Origin of the sequence: Kitasatospora sp. NPDC088861 (assembly GCF_044750105.1) — a bacterium.
Taxonomy (GTDB): Bacteria; Actinomycetota; Actinomycetes; order Streptomycetales; family Streptomycetaceae; genus Kitasatospora.
The window spans coordinates 47,359-70,561 of sequence record NZ_JBIVJF010000032.1 but is presented as its reverse complement, the minus strand read 5'-3'; the positions used below and the strand labels follow the sequence as shown (position 1 = coordinate 70,561).

Sequence of the window (23,203 nt, the reverse complement as noted above, 5' to 3'; positions counted from 1 at the left end):
CATGTCCGCCCGCACCACGCCCTCCCCCGCCCGCACCGCCGCCTTCCTCACCGCCTACGACGCACTGCTGGCCCGCTGGCCCGTCCAGGTCGAGCACCTCACCGTCCGAACGCCCCACGGCACCACCCGGATCAACGCCTGCGGCCCGTCCGACGGCCGCCCCCTCGTCCTGCTGCACGGCGGCGGCGCCACCTCCACCATGTGGTTCGCCAACGTCGCCGCGTGGACGGCCGCCGGGCACCGCGTCCTCGCCCCCGACCTCATCGGCGACCCGGGCCGCAGCGTCCACGACGGCGCCCCGCTCGCCGGCGTCCCCGGGCTGCTCGGCTGATTGGACGCCGTCCTCGACCAACTCGGCCTCCCCCGGGCCGACTTCTGCGGCCACTCCTACGGCGGCTGGATCGCCCTGGAGTACGCCCTGCACGCGCCCGCCCGGGTCGGCCGACTCGCCCTCCTCGATCCCACCCAGTGCTTCGCCGGCTTCCGCCCCGACTACCTGCTGCACGCCCTGCCGCTCTTCCTCCCCCGCCGCACCGCCGCCCGGGCCCGCGCCTACCTCGGCTGGGAGGCCGGCGGCGGCCCCCGCCCGGACCCCGGCTGGCGCGAGGTCTACGCCCTCGGATACGCCGACTTCCCCGCCACCCGCGTCGTCACCGGCCCCCGCCCCGGCCTCGACCGGCTGCGCTCCCTCACCACCCCGACCCTCGCCCTGTTCGCCGAACACAGCCGCACCCACCACGCCCCCCGGGTCGCCGAGGCCGCCCGCCGCGCCCTACCCGAGGCGACGGTCGCCGTCCTGCCGGGCCTCTCGCACCACCACCTGCCCATGGCGGGCGCGGCGGAGGTCAACGCCCGGCTGACCGGATTCCTCGCCGCCCCCCGCGGCTGACGGCAGGGCCGTTCGGACGGCACGGGCGCCACGCCCGCGGCGAACCGGCCCTGCCCGGCCGCTGCGCACAAGCCGCCGGCGACGGATTGGCCCGAACTCGCCAGCGTCGCCAAATCCCTTGTACCGCACTCGACTTGGCGCTGGCAGACTGACACCGCCACGTCGGCCCACTCACACCTCACGGAGCAGCCATGCCCGCGTTCGTCCGACGCCTCGCCCCCGCGGCGCTGCTCGCGCTCACCGCGCTGGCCGTCACCCCGGGCAGCGCGTCCGCCGTGGACCGTGACGGGCCGGCCGTCGCCGCCTCGGCGGGCGAACACCCGGGGCTGACCTGGACCGCCCTGGAACAGCGCGCCGGTGTGGTGCACGTCGGCACCGACGGCGCCAGCAACCCCTACCTCGGGGACACCGCCGCCGACACCGAACTGCCGGTGCTCTGCCTCCACCAGGACGGCCGCCCGGCCCCCACCGGGATCCCCACCGCCGGCTTCCACAGCTGGGCGGGCGGGGAGGTCGCCGCGACGGCCCCGACGGCCGGGTCCGACCTGAGCGGCCGGGACGACGCCGACGGGCTCTGCGAGGACTCCTTCGGCGCCGGCTGGCGAATGGCCGAGTTCCACGACGGGCAGGGCTGGTCGCTCTGGGCGGCCGGCACCCTCCCGGCGGGCACCCGGTTCTGGACGGCGATCAACGACCAGCCGGCCAACCCCTGGTCCTGACGTCCGCGTGGTCCCGGGCCGTCCCGTGCGAGCGCGGGACGGCCGACGGGGGCGGGGATCAGTAGATCAGGTACCCCGGGCGGTGTCCTTCGTCGTCGATCTCCCCGGTGGCCTGCGCCCGCAGCTTGCGGGACAGCTCCTCCAGGGCTCGGGAGGCCGCGACCTCCTCACCGATCCTGGCGAGCGGGCGGTCGTCCGTGCTCTTCATCGACTCCCCGTGGGCGCGCAAGCCCGGCGCCCGCGCACCGGTCAGTCTGGCCTCGCACGCCGTGTGCACTCCGTCTTCCTCGAAGCTCAGCTCCACGTCCCACTGGTTGTGCATGCCACACCTCCTGGCAGCGGCCCCCTCGCGCCTGTCCGGACCGGCACGGACGGTGAGCCGTGGCGGCCGCTCACACCAGCGTGCGCCCGTCCGGCCCGTGGCGGCAAGCGGGCCCGGCCCGGGGCTGCGGACCCGACCGGGAACCAGTTCCCCCACCACGGGTCTCCCGGCCGCGGCTGCTCTCCGCCGCCGGCCGGGCCGCGTCGCCGCCCCGGCGGTACGCTGACGGAAGCGCGCCGCGACCGCCGACCGAACCCGGACCCGCCGGCGCGGCGCGGGCAGTGACAACCGGGTGGTCCCTCCGTGGCGGTCTTCCTCCTCGCCCTCGGCGCCGCCTGCTGCCTGGGCCTCGGCTTCGTCCTCCAGCAGCACGCGGCGCAGCGGGCGCCCCGTGCCGACCTGCTGCACTGGCGGCTGCTCCTGGACCTGATGCGGATGCCCGAGTGGCTGCTCGGCACCGGGTTCATGGTGTGCGGACTGATCCTGTCCGCGCTCGCCCTCAACCAGGGCGAGGTCTCGCTCGTCGAGCCGCTGCTCGCGACCAACCTGCTGTTCGCCATGGCGCTCTCCCGGGTGCTGACCCGCCAGACCCTCGGCCGCTCGGGCTGGGCCGGGGTGCTGCTGCTCGGCCTCGGGGTGACGGCGTTCATCGTGGCCGGCCGGCCCAATGGCGGCGGTGCGCCCGCCGGGGAACTGCGGCACTGGCTGGTGGTCGGCACGGTGGTCGGGCTGACCCTGCTTCTGGTCTCGTTGGCCCGGCGGCTGCCGCTGTTCGAGGAGGCCACCCTGCTGGCCCTCGCCGCCGGTCTGCTCTACGGCCTCCAGGACGCGCTGACCCGCACCACCACCCAGCGCCTCGACCACAGCGGGCTGGACGCGGTGCTGCGCAGCTGGCAGCCGTACGCGGTGGTGGCGGCGGGCGTGGTCGGGCTGCTGCTGGTGCAGAGCGCCTTCGAGGCCGCGCCGCTGCGGATGTCCCTGCCGGCGCTGACCGCCGCCCAGCCGCTGTCCGGGATCGCCTGCGCGGTCGGCTTCCTCGGCGACCGGCTGCGGGTCACGCCGGGTGCGCTGGCCTGGCAGTCCGCCGGACTGCTGGCCATCGTGGTCGGGGTGATCGTGATCGGCCGCCACCCGGCGATGCCGGGCAGCGTCCGCGAAGCCCCGGAGAGCGTCGGGGCGCCACCGGAGGACGAGCGGCCCGAGGAAGGCCCCGGAGGCCGTCCGGGAAACGGTCCGGCCTGACCACCGGTGCCGGAGCGTAATTCGCTTGACCGGGCCACGGGTCAACGCTGCACTGTGGCGAGGCACACGGGCCGTGGTGCCGTCGTCATCCAGGGGAGGAAGCGGTAACGATGGAGATCCGTCCGACAACCGATCAGGACCTCGACGTCTACGTCGACACGCTCCATGCCGCGTTCGGGCTCTTCCCGGAGACCCCGGCCGACGGCGGCGGGCTCTGGTGGTCGGCGACCGAGATGGACCGCAACCTGCTCGCCGTGACGGCGGACGGGCGGCCCGTCGGCACCGCCGGCGCGTACACCTTCGAGCTCACCCTGCCCGGTGAGGCCCTCGTCCCCACCAGCGGGGTGACCGGCGTCGGCGTCCTGCCCTCGCACCGGCGCCAGGGCGTGCTCACCGCGATGATGCAGCGCCAGCTCGCCGAGTTTCGGGCCCGCGGGGAGTTCCTCTCCGTACTGCTGGCCTCCGAGGCCGTGATCTACCGCAGGTTCGGCTACGGACCGGCGACCTACACGCAGCGGCTGACGGTGCCGCGCCATCAGGCCGCCTTCGCCCTCCCCCGGGCGCGCGGAACGGCCGACACTGCGGCGCCCGGCCCGGGCACCGGCTCGATCGAGCTGCTGCGGCGGGCCGAGTGCGGCGAGATCCTGGAAGCGGTCTACGACCGGTACCGCCGCGCACAGCCCGGCGCACTCTCCCGGCCGCACCGCTGGTGGGCCTTGGGCGCGGGCCGGCCCCCGGTCTCCTCGGCGTCGCGCTACGTCGCCGTCCACCGGGATGCCGACGGTGTCCCGGACGGCTACGCCTGCTACTCGCTCGGCGACGGCACCTTGACGGTCGACGAGACCATCGCCACCGACGACGCCGTCGCCACGGCCCTGGCCCGGTTCGCGCTCGAACACGACCTGGTCTCCCAGGTCGTGTTCAAGCACGTTCCGTCCGACCACCCGCTGCGCTGGCAGCTTGCGGACTTCAACGCCGGCGAGGGGAGCAGCAGCACCGACTGGCTCTGGGTGCGGCTGCTGGACGTCCCGCGGGCGCTGACCTCGCGCGGCTGGTTCGTGGACGGCGAGCTCGTCCTCGACGTCGACGACCCGTTCCTCGGCGAGCACGGCCGCTACCTGCTGACCGTCCGGGACGGGAAGGCCGAGTGCGTCCCGACGGACCGGGAGCCCGACCTGTCCCTGGACGTGAGCGACCTGGGCTCGGTCTACCTCGGCGGCACCACCCCGAGCACGCTGGTGCGCGCCGGGCACATCCGGGCCCACCGCCCGGGCGCGGCCGCCCTCGCCGACGCCCTCTTCAGCGCCGAGCGCGCCCCGCACTGCCTGCACTGGTTCTGACCAGCTGGTTCTGCCCGACTGGTTCTGCCCGACTGGTTCCGGCCGCACGCTCGCCTCGCCGCCCCTGTGCGACAGGCCTACGGGCGCGCCGGGACCGACGCGGGCGCGAGCTCGGGCTCCGTCGCCGGCTCAGGCCCTGTCCCCGGCTCGGGCTCGGGCCCTGTCCCCGGCTCGGGCCTCGCCTCGTCGGCAGTGCCCGTCCGGCCGCGCCGGCGGTCCATCTCACGCCACTCCGGCCGCAACCCGGCCAGGTTCGTGGAGGCGAAGTAGAGGGCGCCGCCCGCGACCAGGGTGGGTATCAGCCCGACGAGGCCGACCGCTGCGCCGGCCAGCAGGCCGCCGAGCGGGATACCGGCCCAGGCGAGGGAGTCGCCGAGGGCGTGGACGCGGCCGAGCAGGTGGCGGGGCACCCGCTCGAAGAGCACCGCGCCGAGGATCGGGTTGAGGAAACCGCCGCCGAAGCCGCCGACCGCGAAGACCGTGAGCACCACCCACAGCGGCGCGCCGCACGCGAGCACCAGGAAGCGCGGGGCCCCGACGAGCAGGAAGCCGGCGAAGAACACCGTCCGGCGGGGCAGCCGGTGGGCGACGGCCGCCGCGATCAGGCTGCCGACGACCGCCGTGATTCCCCCGGCGGTGCCGGTCAGGCCGATGGCGGCCGGGCCGTTCCCCGACTCCCGCGCCCAAACCGGGAGGAGGACCGTGATGAACCCGGCGTCGAGCAGGTTGGTGATGCCGACCAGCACCGTCACGGTGAGCAGCAGCGGATCGGAGCGCAGGAAGGTGAAGCCCTCGCGGAACATCCGCCAGTAACCCACCGGTTCGGCCCCGGACTTGGACTCGGACTCGGCCCCGGCGGCCTGCTCGCCGGCGGATGCCAGGGCCGCCGCGCGCCCCATCCCGCGCGGCAGGGCGAAGGCGATGACGAGGGACCCCAGGGCGAAGGTGGCGGCGTTGAGCGCCAGCCCGGCCAGCGGGCCCATCAGCGCGACCAGCCCGCCACCGACCGCCGGGCCGACCGTGGAAGCCAGCCGTTCGGTGACGCCGGAGAGACCGGTGGCGCGCTCCATCGGCACCCGGGCGCGGTCGGCGGCCTCCGGGACCATGACCGACTTGGCCAGATCCCCCGGGCCGCGCATCGCGCCGATCACCGCGACCATCGCCAGCAGCACCCCGAACGGCAGCAGCCCCAAGGCGTGCAGCAGCGGGACCAGCCCGGCCGCGACGGCGCTCACCAAGTCCGTCGTCCAGGACACCACCCGCGGCCCGAGCCGATCGACCAGCGGCCCGGTCAGCGCCTTGACCAGCACGTACGGCGCCATCTCGGCGAAGGCGACCAGGCCCGTCATGGTGGCGCTGCCGGTGGTGGCCAGGACGAACCAGGGCAGGGCGATGGCCGAGACACGCGTCCCGGTGATGGAGACGGCCATCGCGGAGAGCACCCCGACCAGCGGTCGGAGGCTACGCGCGGGCGCGTCGGCGACGGTGGTCATCGGGACCCCGCCTCACCGGTGTCGGTGTCGGTGTCACTGTCGGCACCAGCGCCGGTGTCGGTATCACTGTCGGTACCAGCGCCGGTGCCGACGCTCGCGTCGGGCAGCACGTGCACGACCACGGAGACCCGCTCGGTGCCCTCCGGGGCCGGCCCCTCCGCGTCCAGCGCGCGGTAGCGCCGCACCACCGCGGACAGATCAGCGGCCAGTTGCCCGGCCTCCTCGGGGGTGAGCTGCAACAGCACGTCGCTGAGGCCGACCGCCTTGCGCCACTCCCGCGGCATCGTCTCGAAGGCGTCGACCGACCGCTGTGCGGTCAGGGCGTGGGCGATGAGGACGGACCGGAGGAAGCCGACGGCCGTGTCGGGCTCCTCGTCGGCCATGTCGTCACCCGTCCAGACGGTGAACTTGTGGGCCGAACGCCACCACCGCTCACGGGCGTTTCCGCGCTCGGGATCCTCCTCGACGAAGCCCGCGGCAGCGAGCTGGCGGAGGTGGTAGCTGGTCGCCCCGGAGTTGAGCCCCAGCTGCTCGGCGAGCCTGGTCGCCGTGGAGGGGCCGTGCTTGCGCAGCAGCCCGACCAGCTGCATGCGCACGGGGTGGGCCATCGCCCGCATGCCCTTGGCCGTGAGGACGATGTGGGGGTCATCGCTGTGCATCCAGCCGCGTTCATCGGTCATGGCAGGAGCGTAGAACCGCAAAGACATCTTTGCAAAGGGTTTTTTGCGAAGATGTCTTTGCGGTGAGCAAGAGGGTCGCGAAGGGCCGCACGCCGACCGTCCGCCGGCCTTCCGTCAGTCGTGCGCGACCACCAGCAGCAGCACCACCGTCAGCCCGCCGCCCGGCGTGGCCTCCACCGCCAGCCGCCCGCCCGCCGCCAGCACCAGGCTGTGCACGGCGGGCCCGACCGGCCCGTCGGCGCGGGCGCCCGCGAGCAGCCACTCCCGCGCCCCGGGCAGCTCGGACGACCCCCGGTCGGCCACCCGGATCTCCACCCGCCCGCGCGGTCGCGCCGCCCCGCTCAACCCGGCCGCCCGCAGGGCCGTCGCGGCCGGGCCCGGCCCGCCCGCCACCTCGGCGCGGACCAACACCCGCCCGCCGGGCGGGTTGCGCCGGATCGCGTGGTCGACCAGGCCGGCGAGCGCGGCCTCCAGCCGCCGGGCGTCCGCGGCCACCACCGGCAGCCCCGGCGCCAGCCGGGTCGTCACCGCCGCCGCCCGGCCGCCGCCGCGCACCACCTTGCGGACCACCTCGGCCACCTGGACGTGCCGTGCCTGCGGCTCGCAGCCGGCCTGCCGGCCGGTCCACTCGACGCGCTCCAGTTCCGGCCGGGACAGCTCCCGGGGCCCGGCCATCTCGCCCGGTCGGAACGGTCCCGGTTCCTCGCCCGCCACCACGCCGCCGGGCCCGCCCGTACGGCCGGGGCCACCCGGCCCGCCGAGGGCGCCGAGTGCCCTGGCCCCCGATGCGACATAGCCCCAGAGCTTCCCGCTTGCCATCGCCCTGCCCCTCGCGCATCGCCGGCGGCCGTCATCAGTACCGCGGCCGACCGGCGCGGGCCGCTTCCCAGGCCCTGCTGTCAGCCTGCACCTCACTCGTTCGGGTGACAATCCGGCTCCGGGACGCGAACCGGGCACCACCCCCGCCGGTCGGCCGGTGCCACACCCGCCGACCGGCGGGGCAGGCCCGGGCTCCGGCCCGCCGCGGGCCCGCGACGCGGCGCCGCCGACCCCGGGCCGGGCCTCACGAACTCCCTTCGCCCGCCCGGAGGTCCGCCGCCCGGGCCGGAGCCCGGAGACCCCCCTAGACTGGCCCCATGCCCCGGCTCAACGACCAGGTGCGGGAGCTGCTCCAGGAGTACGCCGACCTGATCAACATCACCGGCGGGGACGCCTTCCGGGCGCGGGCCTACGAGAAGGCCGCCCGCGCGGTGGGCGGCCACTCCGAGGACGTCGCCGGCCTGGACGCCAAGGGCCTGCAGCAGATCCCCGGCGTCGGGAAGTCCACCGCCGAGAAGGTCGCCGAGTACCTCACCACCGGGCGGATCACCGCCCTGGAGGCCCTTCGCGTCGAAGTCCCGTCCGGGGTCCGGGAGATGACGGCCGTGCCCGGCGTCGGCCCCAAGCGCGCCCTCGCCCTCTACCGCGACCTGGGCATCGCCTCCGTCGACGACCTGGCCGAGGCGGTCCGCTCCGACCGGCTGTCCGGCGTGGCGGGCTTCGGCGAGCGCAGCGGCGAGAAGATCCTGCACGGCATCGAGTTGCTGCGGCGCTCCGGCGGCCGCACGCTGCTCGACGCGGCCACCGAACTGGCCGAGCAGCTCGTCGCCGCGCTGTCCGCCGTGCCCGGCTGCACCCGCTGCGCGTGCGCGGGGTCGCTGCGCCGGATGCGCGAGACGGTCGGCGACGTCGACGTGCTGGCGACGGCCGCCGACTCCGCCCCGCTGATGGCCGCGCTCACCGGACTCCCGTACGTGACCGAGGTGATCGCGAGCGGTCCGACCAAGACCTCGGTGCGCACCACCGGGGGCGTGCAGGTGGACCTGCGGGTCGTCCCGGAGGAGGACTGGGGCGCGGCACTCGTCTACTTCACCGGATCGAAGGCGCACAACATCAGGCTGCGCACGATGGCCGTCCGGGCCGGGCTGAAGCTCTCGGAGTACGGCCTGTTCCCGACCGCCGCCGAGGGAGCGGACGGCGAGGAAACGGACGGCGAGGGCGCGGACGGCGCCAAGGTGGCGTCCGCGACCGAGGACGAGGTGTACGCGGCACTCGGCCTGCCGTGGATCGCGCCGCCGCTGCGCGAGGACCGGGGCGAGATCGAGGCCGCCCTGCGCGGTGAACTCCCGGATCTGGTCCAGGAGTCGGACCTTCGCGGCGACCTGCACACGCACACCGACCTGACCGACGGCCTGGCCACCCTGGAGGAGATGATCGACACCGCGGCCGCCCGCGGCTACTCCTACTACGCCGTCACCGACCACGCACCGGACCTGGTGATGCAGCGGATGACGGACGAGAAGATGCTCGCCCAGCGCGAGCGGCTGCGCCGACTCGCCGACCGCCACCGGAAGCTGCGACTCCTGCACGGCACCGAGCTGAACATCGGCCCGGACGGCGGGGTGGACTGGCCGCCCGGGTTCCTGGCCGGCTTCGACGTCTGCGTGGCCTCCGTGCACTCGCACTTCACCGCCGACCGGGCCGCCCAGACCCGCCGGCTGATCCGCGCCTGCGAGAATCCGCACGTGCACGTCATCGGCCACCTCACCACCCGGAGGATCGGCCGCCGCGGCCCGATCGACGTCGACCTGGACGCGGTGTTCGTGGCCGCCGCGCGCACCGGCACCGCGATCGAGATCAACAGTTCCCCGCAGCGGCTCGACCTGCGTGACGAGGACATCCTGCGGGCGAAGCGGCACGGCGTCCGCTTCGCGATCGACAGCGACGCCCACGCCACCGGGCAGCTCGCCTACCCGCGCTTCGGCATCGGTACGGCGCAGCGCGGCTGGCTCACCGCCGAGGACGTGATCAACACCTGGCCCTGGCAGCGGCTGAAGCGTTTCCTCCGCAAGGACGCGCTGCGCTGAGCGGGCCGCCGGGCACCCGGTGGGCGGCCCCCGGGCACAGGGCCGCCCACCCTATGGTCAGCTCGACACCGCCCCGAGCCCACCCCGCCGCCGCCCCGACGCGGTCCCGAGCCCACCCCGACGCCTCCCCGAGGTCACCGCTCCGCGAACGAGGCCCCCGGCGTGGCCAGCACCCGGGCCGCGCTGCGGTGCCCGAGGCCGGCGGCCAGGTGCAGGTCGCCGGCCTCCAGGAAGCCGGCCAGGAATCCCGCCGCGAAGGCGTCCCCGGCGCCGGTGAGGTCGCGCACCTCGCTCACCGGCGGCACGGGCACCGTGAACGGCGCGTCCCCGGGCACGTCGACGGTGGTCGCCTCGGCGCCCGCCTTGGTGACCACGGTGGTGGCCGCCAGCCGGGCCCGCTCCGGCCCCGGCAGCCCGCCCACCAGCAGGCCCAGGTACTCCGCCTCGGACCGGTTGGCGAACACGAAGGTCGGCGCCAACTCGGCCAGCAGGGCGAGGAAGCGCTCCCGCCCGTACTGCTCCAGCATGCCGGTCGAGGAGGCGTCCACCGAGGTGGTGCCACCCGCCCGTCGGACCCGCGCCAACGCGTCCACCGCGGAGCGGCCGACCGGATCGCCGTCGAAGGAGTAGGCGGGCACGTGCAGGTGGGTCAGGCCGGCCAGCCACTCGTCCGGCACCCGGTCCAGCAGCTTGGCCGCGCCGCGGTCGGGCAGCATGGTCCGTTCGCCGGTCTGGTCGATCAGGACCACGATGCTGCCGGTCTGGCCGCGCCGGGCGACCCGTACGTCCACGCCGTGCCCGGTCAGCTCGGCGACGACGCCGTCCCCGACCGGGTCGGCGCCGACGCAGCCGATGAACCGGGCCGGGTACTGACCGGCGGCGAAGCTCGCGACGTTCGCCGCGCTGCCGCCGCGCCGCCGGAAGACCTGGGCGCTGGAGTCGGTGCCGTGCCGCAGCGGGCCGTCGACCCAGACGACGATGTCCTCGACGAGGTCGCCGAGCACCCCCAGCACGGGTCAGGCCCCGCTGCGGGCGGCGGCCGCCAGCGCGGTCGCGATCTGGCCGCCGAGCCGGACGTTGCCCCGGTAGACCTCGACGTTGACCTCCAGGCTGCGGCCCTGGGTGTCGCGCTGGATGTGGTCGAGCAGGAACGGCGTGGAGGCGTTGCCGGTGACGCCCTGGCGCTCGGCCTCGGCCCAGGCGCGGGCCAGGATGCCGTCGAGTTCCTCCGGCGGCAGCTGCTTGGCGGGGTCCACCGGGTTGGCGATCAGGACGGCCTGCGGCAGGGCGAGGCGGTCGCGGGCCTCGATGAGCCGCGCGGCCTCCTCGGGCGACTCGACGCTGAAGTTGATCTCGTGGCCGGAGTCGGTGACGTAGAAGCCGGGGTACTTGCGGGTGCGGTAGCCGATGACCGGGATGTTGAAGGTCTCGAAGCGCTCCAGGGTGGCCCGGATGTCGAGGATCGACTTCACGCCCGCGCTGATCACGGTGACCGGCGTGGCGGCCAGGGTGGTCATGTCGGCCGACTCGTCGAAGCTCTCGGAGGCGCCGAAGTGGACGCCGCCGAGGCCGCCGGTGGAGAACACCCGGATGCCCGCCCGGTGGGCGAGGAAGGCGGTGGCCGCGACGGTGGTGCCGCCGTGGCGGCCGAGCGCGGCGACCACCGGCAGGTCGCGCAGGCTCACCTTGTCCAGGCCGTCCGTCGCGGACAGTTCGGTGATCTGCTCGGTGCTCAGACCGACCGTGGGCACGCCCGCGTGCACGCCGATGGTCGCCGGGACGACGCCCGCCTCGCGCAGCTGTCGCTCGGCCTCCAGCGCGACGGCCAGGTTGCGGGGGCGCGGCAGGCCGTGGGTGAAGATGGTCGATTCCAGCGCGACCACGGGCCGGCCGTCGGCCACGGCCTGCGCGACCTCCTCGGAGACGCGGATGGCCCGCGCGGAACGGGTGGCCGGCGCGGAGCCGACGGCTTCGGGGGTGCTGGGGGGCAGTCCGGTCATGGTCGGATCTCTCTGTGAGATGCCACTGCGGTGGGGCAACGTGTCGCTCAGCGTATGGACGGTTCGCATCGGAATCCAGAATGAGTCCTGGGGCTTTCCATAGGCTCGGACCTATGGGTTGGCTTAGGCTTGGGCCATGGGCTTCACCTTGCGTCAACTTGAGGTCTTCCTCACCGTCGCCGAAACACTGCACTTCGGACGGGCCGCCGAACGGCTGCACATCTCCCAGCCGACGGTCAGCCAGGAGGTCGCCCGGCTGGAGCGGACCGTCGGTGTCGAGCTGTTCGACCGCAGCCGCCGCTCGGTGGCGATGACCGAGGCCGGCGAGGTGATGGCCGCCGAGAGCGCCCGGCTGCTCGGGCAGGCCGAGACGCTGCTGGCCCGGGTGCGGCTGCACGAGGAGTCCCGGCTGGGGACGGCCCGGATCGTCGCCTCCCCCAGTGTGGTGAACCGGCTGCTGCCCGCCGTGGTCAGCCGCGCCGAACAGGAACTGCCCGCGCTCACCACCGCCGAGGTCGCCGTCGACACCGGCCAGGTCTCCACCGCGCTGGCCGCCGAACTCGCCGACATCGGCCTCGGCCGCTTCCTCGACGAGGTGGCCGGCTACCGGCTGGAGCGGATCGCCGACGAGCCGGTGCGGGTCGCCCTCGGCCGGGACCACCCGCTGGCCGGCCGGACGAGCGTGCGCCTCGGCGAACTGCGCGACCTGCCGCTGCTGCTGTGGCCGCGCGAGCAGCACCCGCGCTACTACGACCACGTGCTCGGCCTGTGCGCGGACCACGGCGTCGACCCGCCGGTCCTGGTCAGCCCGCCGCGGATCGTCGGCTCCCGGCTCTACCTGCTCGCCCGCAACCGCGCGTTCTCGCTGGTGCCCGGCTCGATGACCGGCCACCTCACCGAGGACGTGGCCACCGTCCGGCTGGACGGCCGGGCCACCCTGCCGCTGGAGATGCAGTGGCGGCTGGACGACCGCCGGCCCCGGCTGGCCACCCTGCGCGACCTGATCCGCCAGGAGGCGGCGGCCCTGGAGGTCGACTAGGGCTTTGCCGGGCCCGCGACGCCGGGCACCCGAAGCGCCCCCGGCGAATCCTTGACGCTGGCATGCCACCGCCGAAAGGATGCCCGGACCGCCCACCCGGCCCGCGGCAGCGCCCGCCGGCCGCCCGACCCCTGGGGACCAGCCTTGGCCGTCCGCCCGCTGCTTCGCCGCGCCGCCCGCCTCCTCGGCGCCGCCGCCCTGACCCTCGCCGGCACCCTCACCGCCGCCGCCCCCGCCCACGCCGACTTCGGCACCGACTACCACGACCCGGTCACCGCCACCCGGCCGCTCACCCGCCCCGACACCCGCTCCTGCACCGTCGAGGTGATGCACGACCAGCAGTTCCGCAACGGGTACGGCAACCCGCCCGACACCCCGTACACCACCACCCTCACCCCGCCCGCCGACTGCGCCGGGCCCTGGTCGGCGGTGGTCCTGGACCTCCACGGGCAGGTCGCCGGGCGGCAGTTCGACCGCATCTTCAGCGCCCGCGTCGGCGGCGTCCAGGTGCTGCTCTCCTCCACCCCCGAGCCGTCCAAGGACGGCATCGAATGGAAGCTCGAACGCGATCTCACCCGCTACGCCCCGCTGTTCGCCGCCGGCCCGCAGCCGTTCTCCCTCGACCTCGCCAACGTCACCGACGCCACCTACACCGGCGTCTTCACCATCAGCGCCAGTGTCACCTTCTACACCGCGGACGACCGCCGGCCCGCCGCCCGCGCCGCCGACCGCCTGCTCACCACCGGGCCGTTCGCGCTCACCCAGGCCGCCCCCGCCGCCACCCGCGAGCTCACCTTCCCGCAGAACCTCGAACGCCTCACCGCCGAGGTCTACACCCGGGGCGGCGGCGCCTGCGAGGAGTTCGCCTACGCCTCCGCGCCCGACGCCTTCGTCAGCGCCAACCCCGGCCTCGGCTCCTGCGGCAAGGGCCCGTTCCGCGAACTGCGGCTCACCGTCGACGGGCGGACGGCCGGCGCGGTCTGGCCCTACCCCGTCATCTACACCGGCGGGTGGGATCCGCTGCTCTGGCGGCCCGTCCCCGGCGTCTTCGCCTTCGACCTGCCCGCCTACCGGCTCGACCTCACCCCCTACGTCGGACTGCTGCTCGACGGCCGCCCGCACACCATCGGCATCGCGGTGAACGCCACCGAGGCGCAGAACAACGACACCTGGACCGGCCAGGTCAACCTCTTCGCCGACGTCGACCACGGCACCGCCCGCACCACCGGGCAGCTCACCGACCACCGGGTCGCCCCCGAGGCCGCCGTCGACACCCGGCTCACCGACCACGGCGGCGGCAGCGGCGACTGGACCGTCACCGCAGGCCGGCACGACCTCGCCCGCGGCTGGGTCCAGACCTCGCACGGCCGGATCACCACCGAGGTCCGCGACGACCTCGCCTTCCGCTCCGCCCAGCAGCTGCGCGACAGCGGCAACGACGTGACCCTGCACAACCGCACCGACCTCACCCGCACCACCGCCACCTGGGGCGGCGGCCCGCACCGCACCACCACCGTGCGCGAGGGCGAACCGCTGGACGTCACCTACCGCGTCACCCACGACGCCGCCGGCAACACCGACCAGCGGACCGCCATGGACCTCGGCTACCACCGCGAGGCCACCGCGGCCACCGGCGGCCACGTCACCGAGCGTTCGACCGTCGACCACACCCTGCGCCCCACCGCCCGCCGCCACGACGGCGACTCCACCGTCCGCACCGGCACCAGCACCGAGGACTACCGCAGCACCGGGCCCGACGGGCCGTACCACCGCACGCTCGCCTTCGTCGACGGCTGGCCGAAGCCGTAACACCGCCCCGAATCTCCCGACTTGCGAAATCCATCCGATTTCGGGCGGTTGACCCCTGGTGCACACGGCGTGGGAAGCGCATGATGGGAGGTGGACCTGCGAGGCAGCTGAAGGAGTTCGACCGCAGGAGGCAGTGGTGACAGATCGAGACGGATCAGGGTCTGCCACTGGCACTACCTCGGTCGACGATCGAACTGCCAGGCCGGAGGACACGATGTCCGGAGGCCACCCCCGCCTCGTAGGTTCCCCGCGTCCACGGAGCGCCCCCTCGGCTCCGTGGACGCGTCCGTCGCGGCAGGGCCCGTCACTGCGGCGCCTGTGACCGCGGGGCCCATCGCCGCGGCGCCCGTCACTGCGGCACCCATCACTGCGGCACCGGGTAGCCCGTCCCCCAGGCGTGGACGGCGATGCCGACCCGGCGCTCCCCGTCCGCCGCCGATGCGGCCCGGCGGGAAGTTCACGTCACGGCCCCGGCGCGGTTCACCAACGCGCGGTGAGGCTGGCGGCCATGAACGCTTCCAGTGGACATCTCCCCGTCAGCCGGCGCGGGATCCTGGCCGGTGCCACCGGTCTCGGTCTCGGCGGCGCCGTCTCCCTCTCCGGCATCGCGGCCACGCCCGCCGCCGCCTCTCCGCTGCTGCTGGAGCGGCCGGACCGCTCCGGCGCCCCGCGCGTCGCCGGGCTGCACCTCCAGTTCGGCTCGGACGCCTCGCGCGAGGTCGTGGTCTCCTGGCACACCACCGCCTCGGTCGGCAACCCCCGTGTCCGGTACGGCACTTCGCACGGCGGCTTGGGCCGCAGCGTGCAGGCCGACACCAACACCTACCGGGACGCCAAGTCCGGCACCGAGGTCCAGATCCACCACGCCCGGCTGAGCGGCCTGCACCCCGACACGGACTACGTGTACGCCGCCGTCCACGACGGTGCCACCCCGGAGCTCGGCACCGTCCGCACCGCCCCGCGCGGCCGGGCCGCCTTCACCTTCACCAGCTTCGGCGACCAGGGCACCCCCACCCTCGGCAAGAAGACCGCGAACGGCTACGCCAACGACAACCTGGGCAGCCCCGCCGCCGGCGACACCACCGCCGGAGTCGAGCGGATCGCCCCGCTGTTCCACCTCGTCAACGGGGACCTCTGCTACGCCAACCTCGCCACCGACCGGGTCCGCACCTGGTCCGACTGGTTCGAGAACAACACCCGCTCCGCCCGCCACCGCCCCTGGATGCCCGCCGCCGGCAACCACGAGAACGAGCGCGGCAACGGCCCGACCGGCTACGGCGCCTACCAGGCCTACTTCGACCTCCCCCCGTCCGGCTCCGACGACGAACTGCACGGCCTCTGGTACGCGTTCACCGCCGGCGCGGTCCGCGTCATCAGCCTCAACAACGACGACGTCGCCTACCAGGACGCCGGCGACTCCTACGTCCACGGCTACTCCGGAGGCGCCCAGCAGCGCTGGCTGGAGCGGGAGTTGGCCGCCGCCAACGCGAACCCCGAGATCGACTGGATCGTGGTCTGCATGCACCAGGTCGTCATCTCCACCGCCGACAAGTTCAACGGCGCCGACCTCGGCATCCGCGAGACCTGGGTGCCGCTGTTCGACAAGTACGGCGTCGACCTGGTGGTCTGCGGCCACGAGCACCACTACGAGCGCTCGCACCCGATCCGCGGCCAGCAGCAGACCGACACCCGCACCCCCGTCCCGGTCGCCACCGACACCGCCACCATCGACACCACCCGGGGCACCGTCCACCTGGTGATCGGCGGTGGCGGCACCTCCGCCCCCTCCAACCACCTCTTCTTCGAGCCCGCCAAGGCCCGCGTCATCACCGGCGTCGGAGCCGTCGACCCGGCCACCGGCAAGCGGCCCCCGCAGTACGTGATCGAGGACGCCCCCTGGTCCGCCTTCCGGGACGCCGAAAACCCGTACGGCTTCGCCGCCTTCGAGGTCGACCCGGGCGAGCGCGGCGGCCGGACCACCATCGACGTCACGTACTACTCCGTCAGCGGCCCGTACGGAGACCTCGTCCCCGTCGACCGCTTCACCCTCACCCGCCCGCGCGGCGCCCGCGGCGGCGGCCGGGGACGCTGACCCCGGGCGCCCGGGGCGGTGGCGCCGGCCCGGACCGGCGCCACCGCCCCGGCAGCGCGCTCACCCCCCGACAGGCGCGGTACCGTTCCTCCGCGCGCCCGAACGCACCGAGCGCACCGAACGCCTGAACGCCCTGGAGGCCCGCCCGATGCCCGTCGACCGCCCCGCCGACGGCACCGGGAACACCGGCCGCCCCGACTACGGCCGACTCGCCGCCGTCGGCCCGTACTTCGCGCTCGACACCCCCGCCACGCCCGGCGCGGGGCCGCCCCCGGGCTTCCGGCCGCTGCCCGAGCTGTACGGCGCCGGGCCGGACGCGCCGCTGGCCCTGCGGATCCGGGTGGTGGCGCAGCGGCTCGGCACCGCCGAGCCGCGGGTCGCCGCGTCGATCCTGCACCTCGGACTGGCCGCCCGTTTCTGGTCGGTGGGCCTCGGGGCGGCCGTCCTGCTGGGTACGGTCCCGACACTGGAGCACGCCTGGGTACGGATCCCGGATCAGGGGCCGCTCGACCTCTGGACGCCGCCGGAGCCCCCGCTCCCCGCTCCGTTCCCCACTTCGCTCCCGCTCGCCGACCAGCTGTACGAGGCTGTCCTGGTGGGCCAGTTGGAGCCGCTGGCGGCGGCGGTGCGGTCCGCCGTCCCGCTCTCCGCCCGGCTGCTGTCGGGCAACGCCGCCTCCGCCCTGGCCGGTACGCTGCGGGTCCTGGACGCCCACGCACCGGTCCCCGCAAGGGCGTTGGTGGCGGAGCTGCTCGCGCGCCCGCCACTGGCCGGTACCGGGACGCTACGGACCGGCCCGCGCGGCGCCGCCTTCCGGCGGACCAGCTGCTGCCTGTACTACCGGGTGGGGCCGGGCGCCGGGGTCTGCGGCGACTGCTGCTTCACCCGGCCGCCCGCACCAAGACGGGGCTGATACATCCAGGAGTGGAGGTCATGTCCGGACCACCTCCCGGTTCGCCGCCGCCGACGGCACCGCCGCCCGCCCCACCACCGGGCCTCCGGTCACCCGTCAGCCGTCAGCCGTCAGCCGTTCGTCCGCCAGCTGGAGGTGCCCCCGCACCAGGTGGTGCACGCAGGCGACGGTGTGCACCTCGGCGGCGGCCCGGGCCCCGGCCGCGTCGCCGGCCAGGACGGCGACCAGGATCTCCCGGTGCTGCTCGGCGAACCGTTCCTGGTCGGGGCCGTGCGGTGCGGGCAGCCAGAGCAGCGGCCCGAGTTCGGCCTGGAGCCGGACGGCGAGCCGGGTGAGGCGCACGGACTGGGCGGCGACGGCGAGTTCGATGTGGAAACGGGCGTCGGCGCGGCGCTGTTCGGCGGGCCCGGCGGCGTCGCGCAGGTCGTGCACCAGCCGGGTGAGCCGGGGTGCGAGGTCGACGGGGGCGCGTTCGGCGGCGAGCCGGGCGGCGGTGCCGGAGACGGCCAGTTCCTCGTCGCCGAGGTCACGCAGGTCGACGGTGGCGAGGTCGCGCAGCCGGGCGAGTTGGAGGCGCTCGGGGCCCTCGCCGGGGGTGCGGACGAAGCTGCCGCCGTTGCGGCCACGCCGGGTCTCGATCAGGTCGGCCTCGCGGAGCAGGGCGAGCGCCTCGCGGACGGTGCCGTTGGCGACGCCGAGCTGGTCGGCGAGGTCGTTCTCGCTGGGCAGTTGATCCCCGTCGGCGACCAGGCCGAGGGCGATCGCCTCGGTGATCCGGCGGGCCACGGCATCGGCGCGGCCGAGGTCGGTCAGCGGCGCGAGGACGGCGCTGAGCAGCGGGGTCGCGCTCCCGATCGTCGCCACGCCGACCCTCTCCTCGATCACCGTCGGACTGGGTGCTTCCGGCAGGGTACCTCCCGGTCGGGCACGCACCCTTGCCGCTAGAAACCCGATCTCGTATGTTTTCCCGCGATCCCGGTCCGAGCACCACCCCCCGGTAAGCCCTCACGCGTCACGCCACGTTCCCAAGAGCAGGAGCAGGTCATGACCGATGCCAGCGCACGTGCCACCTCCCCGACCGGCCCCCTCCCCCCTCAGGGCCCCGACCTCGGCGCCGATGCCGACGCCGCACGGCTGGCCGCCCTCGGCTACGCCTCCGAGTTCAAACGCGACATGAGCCTCTGGGCGAACTTCTCCCTCGGCTTCACCTACCTCTCCCCGGTCGTCGGCGTGTACACACTCTTCGCCTCCTCCCTCGCGACCGCCGGCCCGCCGATGGTGTGGAGCTTCCTGATCGCCGGGGTCGGCCAGTTGCTGGTGGCACTGGTGTTCAGCGAGGTGGTCGCCCAGTTCCCGGTGGCGGGCGGGGTGTACCCGTGGTCGCGCCGGCTCTGGGGCCGCACCTGGGGCTGGCTGACCGGCTGGGTGTACCTGCTGGCGCTGATGTCCACCATCGCCGCGGTCTCCTACGGCGCCGGCCCGTACGTGGCCGCGCTGCTGGGCGTCGAACCGAGCACCGCGACGACCGTCTGGTGCGCGCTCGGCCTGCTGCTGCTCGCCACCGTGATCAACCTGGGCGGCACCAAGGTGCTGTCGGCGGCGGCCGTGTTCGGCTTCGCCGCCGAGCTGCTGGGCGCCCTGGCGGTCGGCGCCTGGCTGCTGCTGACCCACCGCTACCACGGGCTCGGTGTGGTCTTCGACCGCTTCGGCGCGGGCGACGGCGGCTCGTACACCGACGCCTTCCTGGCCGCCGGACTGATCGCGGTCTTCCTCTTCTTCGGCTTCGAGGCGTGCGGCGACGTCGCCGAGGAGGTGCCGAACCCCGGTCGACAGATCCCCAAGTCGATGCGGCGCACCCTCTACGTCGGCGGCGCGGCGGCGATCGGCGTCAGCCTGGCGCTGGTGATGTCGATCCAGGACATCGGCGCGGTGGTCTCCGGCGACGACAAGGACCCGGTGGCCTCGGTGCTGCACGACGCGTTCGGCGCCACCGGCGCCCGGGTGGTGATCGGCGTGGTGCTGATCTCCTTCCTGTCCTGCGTGCTGAGCCTCCAGGCGGCGGCGAGCCGGCTGGCGTACTCCTTCGCCCGGGACCGGATGATCGCGGGCAGCCGGCTGCTCGCCACCGTCTCGGACCGCCTGCGGGTACCGCCGTACGCGCTGCTGCTCGCTGCGGCAGTGCCGGGCGTGATCATCGTCGGCGCCTCGGCGCTCTCCGAGGGCGCCCTGACGAAGATCATCTCCTTCTCCAGCATCGGCATCTACCTGGCCTTCCAGATGGTGGTGCTGGCCGCCCTGCGCGCCCGGCTGCGCGGCTGGCGCCCGAGCGGGGACTTCCGGCTCGGCCGCTGGGGCCTGGCGGTGAACATCGGCGCGCTGGTGTACGGGCTCGCCGCGATCGTCAACATCTGCTGGGGCCGCACCCCGGACGCCGCCTGGTACGACGACTACCTCGTGCTGCTCTCGGCCGTGGCGGTGCTCGCGGCCGGCGGGCTCTACCTGCTGCTGGCCCGCCCGCACCTGCGCGGCGACGCCCCGTCCGGCGACGCGACGGCCCCCGCCGGGGACGCCCGATGACCCTCACCCCTGGAGGAATCCCCGTCGCCGCCCTCGACCGCCTCCCGGACGACGGGCACCCCGAAGGCGCGCCATGAGCCCGGAGCCATGAGCCCGGAGCCACGGAACCCGGAGCCACGGAACCCGGAGCCACGGAACCCGGAGCCACGGAACCCGGAGCCACAGAGCTTGAGTCACGGAACCGGAGCCGCGAAACCGGCCCGCGTCCGGCTTGTCCAGAGCCGGGCGCGGGCCGCCGGTCCCCACCCGGTGCCGATGCCCTTGGCGGCGGGTGAAGCACTCGCGTGCGGTGCGGTCAGACCGCGACCGCCTCCGCCATCTCCCCCTCGGCCTCCACCGGGCTCTCCACCGCCCGGCGCCCGCGCCCCTCGTAGAGCGCGGCGGCCACCAGCGCGGCCCCGCCCAGCAGCAGCCAGACCACCAGGGTCACGACGTGCCCGCCGAGGCCCGCGCCGCCGTCGAAGTACAGGATGCTGCGCGCGCCCTCCAGGAAGCCGGCGCCGGTCCAGAAGCCGTGCAGCGCGCCGAAGAAGCCGTTCTGCAGCTCGGGCCGGAAGACGCCGCCGGAGCTGGTGAAGTTCAGCATCACGAACAGCACCATCAGGGCCAGGGTGGTCCACCTCTTCAGGAAGCTGTGCAGGCCGATGCCGATCAGGACGACGCCCGCCGAGTAGAGCCACCCGAGCGCCCACACCGCGGCCAGGTCGTGGTCGACCACGTGGAAGACCGGTCCGGCGGTGACGATCCCGATCACGCTCACCACCAGCGACACCGCCACGCCGACCAGCGCCCGGATCCGCATGCTCAGCCCGGCGCCGGCCGCGCCGATCACGGCGACGCTGGCGTAGGAGCCGATGCTCAGCGCGACCAGCAGGAAGAACAGGCCCTGGCCGGTCGGGTCGCCCTCGGCCGGGGTGGTGAGATCGGTGACGTGCAACGGCACGCCCTGCCGGTCGGTGACGTTGCTGAACACCGCCGTGGCGGCCACCGCCGAGGTGTCCGAGTTCCCCTTGGCGACGAGCAGTTCGGGGCTCCTGGCATCCGGGAGGAAGGCCCCCACCAGGTCGCGGTCGCGCAGCTGCTGCTCGGCGGTCGCCCGGTCTGGCAGGGTGCGGACGTCGACCGCCGCCCCGGCCTTGGCCTGGATCGCCTGTGCCAGGCCCTGCGCCTGCGGGGTGGTGCCGACCACGGCGACCTTCAGGTGGTGCGGCTCGGGCTGGTGGAAGGCGCCCTGGTAGGCGAGCGCCATGCCGAGGCACATCAGCAGCGGGGTGATCAGGTGGAGGGCGAGGTGCTTGAGCGAGTGCCCCAGGGCGGGCGCTGCGGCAGGGGTCTGGGATGTGCTCATGGCGTTCGTACCGTCCTCCGGTGGCGTCGAGTCAAGATAGGTGGCAAATACAACCATGAGGGGTGTCGAATGCGCCTACATCAGGTGGTAAATGCAACTATCTTGGATGTAGCTTACAACTATCTGACGCCGTTCGAAAGCCGGCCGCCCCAGCAGGGGACACGGCCGAGCGCTCAGGACAGCTCGAACACGCCGTACGAGAAGCCGTCCGCCCGCAGTTCCCCGTCCGCCACCCGCACGCCCCGCACCTCCAGCGGGCGCACCCCGCCGTGCTCCAGCCGCACCGCCCCCGGCTCCCGGCGCGGATTCACCGCCACCAGGTACCGTCCGGCCCGGGTGTACACCAGCGGGTACCCGGCGTGCCGGACCTCCACCCCGCCGGAGGCACCCAGCCCCGGATGCGCCCGGCGCAGCGCGATCAGCCGCCGGACGGTGTGCAGCAGCGACGTCGGATCGGCCCGCTGGGAGAGCACGTCCGGGCGCCGCGGGTCCGGGTCGACGGGCAGGTAGAGGCGCTCGGGCGACGCGCTGGAGAAGCCCGCCGTCGGCCCGGGCTCCCACTGCATCGGGGTCCGCGAGCCGGCCCGGTTGTACCGCGGGCCGAGCACGCTGCCCTCGACGTCGGGCAGTCCGGGCAGGTAGCGCATGCCGATCTCGTCGCCGTAGTAGACGGCCGGCAGGGTGGGCCAGGTGAGCAGGAACGCGAAGGCGGCGGCCAGTTGCCCGTCGGCGCGCGGGCCGGTGGCCAGCCGGGAGAAGTCGTGGTTGGCGGTGGGCAGGGCGATGTGGCCGACACCCCCGGCCGCTTCGGCGGCGGCGCGCCAGGCGTCCAGGAACACCTGCGGGGTGCCGCGCCCCTCGGCCTCGAAGTAGCACGGGCCCTGCTGCCAGAACTCCTCGACCGTGCCGGCGCCGTTGTTCCACAGCGAGCGCAACGCCAGGCCGTGGTCGGCACCGCCGAACTGCAGGAAGAAGTCCGCGTGGAAGCCCGCCGCGACGGCGGCCGCCGGATCGCCCCACTCGGCGAACAGCGCGGCCTGCGGGTGGGCGCGGTCCAGCCAGTCCCTCAGCCCGGTCCACAACTTGGCGGTCTCCACCAGGCCCGGGTCGTCCTTGACCAGCGAGGAGGCCATGTCGACCCGGAAGCCGGCCAGGCCGAGGCCGAGCCAGTGCGCCATGATGTCGCGCAGGGCCGCCCGGTTGGCGCGCGGGCCCTCGGCGTCCACCGGCTGGCGCCAGGGCTCCTCGGAACTCGGGCGCGCGTAGCCGAAGTTGAGCGCGGGCTGGCAGTCGAAGAAGTTCGGCCGGTACCAGCCGGGGCGGCTACCGGGCGAGGCGACGAAGCCGTCCACCCGCTGGTCGGACCAGATGTACCGGTGGTCGGACGGGTCCTCGGCGGCGGCCAGGAACCAGGGGTGGCGGTCGGAGGTGTGGCCGGCGACCAGGTCGAGCAGGATCCGGATGCCCTTGCGGCGGGCGGCCTCGACCAGCGCGACCAGGTCCTCGGTGGCACCGTAGCGCGGGGCCGGGGCGAGGTAGTCGGCGACGTCGTAACCGGCGTCGCGGAACGGGGAGGCGAAGCAGGGGTTGAGCCAGACGGTGTCGACGCCGAGCCAGGCGAGGTGGTCGAGGTGCGCGGCGATGCCGGCGAAGTCGCCGATGCCGTCGCCGTCGGAGTCCGCGAAGCTCTGCGGGTAGATCTGGTACAGGACGGCGTCGGCCAGCCAGTCGGGGCCGGGGCGGGGCGGGGTCATGGGGTGGGTCCTCCTGCCGGATCCGGGGGCCGGGGCCAGGGCTGGGGCCGGGGCTGGGGAGCACGATTCTCGCCCATCCC

20 protein-coding genes are annotated in these 23,203 nt (G+C 74.6%); 11 read left to right on the top strand and 9 right to left on the bottom strand.

Annotated features, from left to right (window positions below; all coding sequences use genetic code 11):
• Position 1 precedes the first annotated feature (1 nt).
• From ACIP37_RS33045 to ACIP37_RS33035, 3 genes are all read left to right on the top strand, one after another.
• A complete protein-coding gene (locus ACIP37_RS33045; protein WP_400811862.1) occupies positions 2–331 on the top strand; it encodes a hypothetical protein in 330 nt (109 codons plus the stop codon).
• Positions 332–889 (top strand): alpha/beta fold hydrolase, encoded by a 558-nt coding sequence (locus ACIP37_RS33040; RefSeq protein WP_400811860.1) that lies wholly within the window; start codon positions 332–334, stop codon positions 887–889. It abuts the gene before it with no gap.
• Positions 890–1,080: 191 nt separating this feature from the next.
• Entirely contained in the window at positions 1,081–1,608 is a 528-nt protein-coding gene (locus ACIP37_RS33035; RefSeq protein WP_400811858.1) for a hypothetical protein, read from the top strand.
• A gap of 58 nt (positions 1,609–1,666) precedes the next feature.
• Here ACIP37_RS33035 and ACIP37_RS33030 read toward each other — a convergent pair whose 3' ends face one another.
• The gene (locus tag ACIP37_RS33030) at positions 1,667–1,930 is read right to left on the bottom strand and encodes a dsRBD fold-containing protein (RefSeq protein ID WP_063350242.1); all 264 of its coding nucleotides are present in this window, start codon (positions 1,928–1,930) and stop codon (positions 1,667–1,669) included.
• Positions 1,931–2,233: 303 nt separating this feature from the next.
• Here ACIP37_RS33030 and ACIP37_RS33025 point away from each other — a divergent pair, with 303 nt between their 5' ends.
• On the top strand, positions 2,234–3,172 hold the full coding sequence (locus tag ACIP37_RS33025; RefSeq protein WP_363585255.1) for a DMT family transporter: 939 nt from the start codon (positions 2,234–2,236) through the stop codon (positions 3,170–3,172).
• Positions 3,173–3,282: 110 nt separating this feature from the next.
• Positions 3,283–4,512 (top strand): GNAT family N-acetyltransferase, encoded by a 1,230-nt coding sequence (locus ACIP37_RS33020; RefSeq protein WP_363631887.1) that lies wholly within the window; start codon positions 3,283–3,285, stop codon positions 4,510–4,512.
• Between the two features lie 77 nt (positions 4,513–4,589).
• Here ACIP37_RS33020 and ACIP37_RS33015 read toward each other — a convergent pair whose 3' ends face one another.
• The 3 genes from ACIP37_RS33015 to ACIP37_RS33005 all read right to left on the bottom strand — a co-directional run bounded on the left by ACIP37_RS33015 (position 4,590) and on the right by ACIP37_RS33005 (position 7,504).
• The gene (locus ACIP37_RS33015) at positions 4,590–6,005 is read right to left on the bottom strand and encodes an MFS transporter (RefSeq protein ID WP_363585259.1); all 1,416 of its coding nucleotides are present in this window, start codon (positions 6,003–6,005) and stop codon (positions 4,590–4,592) included.
• Positions 6,002–6,685, bottom strand: coding sequence for an ArsR/SmtB family transcription factor (locus ACIP37_RS33010; protein WP_400811854.1), 684 nt, complete (start codon positions 6,683–6,685; stop codon positions 6,002–6,004). Before ACIP37_RS33010 ends, ACIP37_RS33015 begins: the two co-directional genes overlap by 4 nt.
• A 114-nt stretch (positions 6,686–6,799) precedes the next feature.
• Positions 6,800–7,504: a hypothetical protein gene (locus tag ACIP37_RS33005; protein WP_363585263.1), complete on the bottom strand. Its 705-nt coding sequence runs from the start codon at positions 7,502–7,504 to the stop codon at positions 6,800–6,802.
• Between the two features lie 317 nt (positions 7,505–7,821).
• On the opposite strand from ACIP37_RS33005, the gene polX reads away from it, so the two are divergent.
• Positions 7,822–9,591 (top strand): DNA polymerase/3'-5' exonuclease PolX, encoded by a 1,770-nt coding sequence (gene polX, locus ACIP37_RS33000; RefSeq protein ID WP_400811852.1) that lies wholly within the window; start codon positions 7,822–7,824, stop codon positions 9,589–9,591.
• A 134-nt stretch (positions 9,592–9,725) separates the two neighbouring features.
• Here the strand turns inward: polX and ACIP37_RS32995 are convergent, their stop codons facing one another.
• Both ACIP37_RS32995 and ACIP37_RS32990 read right to left on the bottom strand, forming a co-directional pair.
• On the bottom strand, positions 9,726–10,604 hold the full coding sequence (locus ACIP37_RS32995) for a PfkB family carbohydrate kinase (protein WP_363585267.1): 879 nt from the start codon (positions 10,602–10,604) through the stop codon (positions 9,726–9,728).
• 3 nt (positions 10,605–10,607) lie between these two features.
• Positions 10,608–11,591: a pseudouridine-5'-phosphate glycosidase gene (locus tag ACIP37_RS32990; RefSeq protein ID WP_363631895.1), complete on the bottom strand. Its 984-nt coding sequence runs from the start codon at positions 11,589–11,591 to the stop codon at positions 10,608–10,610.
• Positions 11,592–11,727: 136 nt separating this feature from the next.
• Between ACIP37_RS32990 and ACIP37_RS32985 the strand changes: the two genes are divergently transcribed.
• The 4 genes from ACIP37_RS32985 to ACIP37_RS32970 all read left to right on the top strand — a co-directional run bounded on the left by ACIP37_RS32985 (position 11,728) and on the right by ACIP37_RS32970 (position 17,444).
• Positions 11,728–12,630 (top strand): LysR family transcriptional regulator, encoded by a 903-nt coding sequence (locus ACIP37_RS32985; protein ID WP_363585271.1) that lies wholly within the window; start codon positions 11,728–11,730, stop codon positions 12,628–12,630.
• A gap of 144 nt (positions 12,631–12,774) precedes the next feature.
• Positions 12,775–14,439, top strand: a complete 1,665-nt coding sequence (locus ACIP37_RS32980) for a peptide-N4-asparagine amidase (RefSeq protein WP_400811849.1) — start codon at positions 12,775–12,777, stop codon at positions 14,437–14,439.
• Between the two features lie 508 nt (positions 14,440–14,947).
• Positions 14,948–16,531: a metallophosphoesterase family protein gene (locus ACIP37_RS32975; protein ID WP_363585275.1), complete on the top strand. Its 1,584-nt coding sequence runs from the start codon at positions 14,948–14,950 to the stop codon at positions 16,529–16,531.
• A gap of 148 nt (positions 16,532–16,679) precedes the next feature.
• Positions 16,680–17,444 carry a (2Fe-2S)-binding protein gene (locus ACIP37_RS32970; protein ID WP_400811847.1) on the top strand — a complete coding sequence of 255 codons (765 nt, stop codon included), beginning with the start codon at positions 16,680–16,682 and terminating at the stop codon, positions 17,442–17,444.
• A 96-nt stretch (positions 17,445–17,540) separates the two neighbouring features.
• Here ACIP37_RS32970 and ACIP37_RS32965 read toward each other — a convergent pair whose 3' ends face one another.
• Positions 17,541–18,308 carry an FCD domain-containing protein gene (locus ACIP37_RS32965; RefSeq protein ID WP_363585278.1) on the bottom strand — a complete coding sequence of 256 codons (768 nt, stop codon included), beginning with the start codon at positions 18,306–18,308 and terminating at the stop codon, positions 17,541–17,543.
• Between the two features lie 180 nt (positions 18,309–18,488).
• Here ACIP37_RS32965 and ACIP37_RS32960 point away from each other — a divergent pair, with 180 nt between their 5' ends.
• The gene (locus ACIP37_RS32960) at positions 18,489–20,021 is read left to right on the top strand and encodes an amino acid permease (RefSeq protein WP_363585279.1); all 1,533 of its coding nucleotides are present in this window, start codon (positions 18,489–18,491) and stop codon (positions 20,019–20,021) included.
• Positions 20,022–20,316: 295 nt separating this feature from the next.
• On the opposite strand, the gene ACIP37_RS32955 is transcribed toward ACIP37_RS32960, so the two are convergent.
• Together ACIP37_RS32955 and ACIP37_RS32950 are read right to left on the bottom strand one after the other, a co-directional pair.
• Positions 20,317–21,369: a hypothetical protein gene (locus ACIP37_RS32955; protein ID WP_363585280.1), complete on the bottom strand. Its 1,053-nt coding sequence runs from the start codon at positions 21,367–21,369 to the stop codon at positions 20,317–20,319.
• A gap of 173 nt (positions 21,370–21,542) precedes the next feature.
• Entirely contained in the window at positions 21,543–23,123 is a 1,581-nt protein-coding gene (locus tag ACIP37_RS32950) for an alpha-amylase family glycosyl hydrolase (protein WP_400845006.1), read from the bottom strand.
• Positions 23,124–23,203: the final 80 nt, after the last annotated feature.

Bases quoted from the DNA above. Each gene is read 5' to 3' on its own strand.
- ACIP37_RS33045 (WP_400811862.1), top strand. From the start codon at position 2: ATGTCCGCCCGCACCACGCCCTCCCCCGCCCGCACCGCCGCCTTCCTC.
- ACIP37_RS33035 (WP_400811858.1), top strand. From the start codon at position 1,081: ATGCCCGCGTTCGTCCGACGCCTCGCCCCCGCGGCGCTGCTCGCGCTC.
- ACIP37_RS33030 (WP_063350242.1), bottom strand. From the start codon at position 1,930: ATGCACAACCAGTGGGACGTGGAGCTGAGCTTCGAGGAAGACGGAGTG.
- ACIP37_RS33020 (WP_363631887.1), top strand. From the start codon at position 3,283: ATGGAGATCCGTCCGACAACCGATCAGGACCTCGACGTCTACGTCGAC.
- ACIP37_RS33015 (WP_363585259.1), bottom strand. From the start codon at position 6,005: ATGACCACCGTCGCCGACGCGCCCGCGCGTAGCCTCCGACCGCTGGTC.
- ACIP37_RS33010 (WP_400811854.1), bottom strand. From the start codon at position 6,685: ATGACCGATGAACGCGGCTGGATGCACAGCGATGACCCCCACATCGTC.
- ACIP37_RS33005 (WP_363585263.1), bottom strand. From the start codon at position 7,504: ATGGCAAGCGGGAAGCTCTGGGGCTATGTCGCATCGGGGGCCAGGGCA.
- polX (WP_400811852.1), top strand. From the start codon at position 7,822: ATGCCCCGGCTCAACGACCAGGTGCGGGAGCTGCTCCAGGAGTACGCC.
- ACIP37_RS32990 (WP_363631895.1), bottom strand. From the start codon at position 11,591: ATGACCGGACTGCCCCCCAGCACCCCCGAAGCCGTCGGCTCCGCGCCG.
- ACIP37_RS32985 (WP_363585271.1), top strand. From the start codon at position 11,728: ATGGGCTTCACCTTGCGTCAACTTGAGGTCTTCCTCACCGTCGCCGAA.
- ACIP37_RS32975 (WP_363585275.1), top strand. From the start codon at position 14,948: ATGAACGCTTCCAGTGGACATCTCCCCGTCAGCCGGCGCGGGATCCTG.
- ACIP37_RS32970 (WP_400811847.1), top strand. From the start codon at position 16,680: ATGCCCGTCGACCGCCCCGCCGACGGCACCGGGAACACCGGCCGCCCC.
- ACIP37_RS32960 (WP_363585279.1), top strand. From the start codon at position 18,489: ATGACCGATGCCAGCGCACGTGCCACCTCCCCGACCGGCCCCCTCCCC.
- ACIP37_RS32955 (WP_363585280.1), bottom strand. From the start codon at position 21,369: ATGAGCACATCCCAGACCCCTGCCGCAGCGCCCGCCCTGGGGCACTCG.
- ACIP37_RS32950 (WP_400845006.1), bottom strand. From the start codon at position 23,123: ATGACCCCGCCCCGCCCCGGCCCCGACTGGCTGGCCGACGCCGTCCTG.